General features: G+C 49.6%; 1 tRNA gene (only partly in view). It reads left to right on the top strand.

The features are described 5' to 3' along the window. A tRNA-Ala gene (locus tag DXC01_RS20020) sits at positions 1–58 on the top strand (it extends 50 nt beyond the left edge of the window). Positions 59–238: the final 180 nt, after the last annotated feature.

Here is a 238-nt window from a genome sequence, read left to right on the forward strand (position 1 = left end):
TTGGGAGAGCACCTGCCTTGCAAGCAGGGGGTCGAGAGTTCGAATCTCTTCATCTCCACGCCGAAAGCAACTTAATGAAATCGAGCTGTTAAGCGAAGATTGAATTTAGTGCGAGGCGCTTCCCGAACCTTAATGAAGCGTAGCTGAATTTAGTTGAGGGAAGATACCTTAGCTTTCGAATGGGCTTATAGCTCAGCTGGTTAGAGCGCACGCCTGATAAGCGTGAGGTCGGTGGTTC

The organism is Blautia sp. OM07-19 (assembly GCF_003481595.1).
GTDB lineage: Bacteria > Bacillota > Clostridia > Lachnospirales > Lachnospiraceae > Blautia_A > Blautia_A intestinihominis.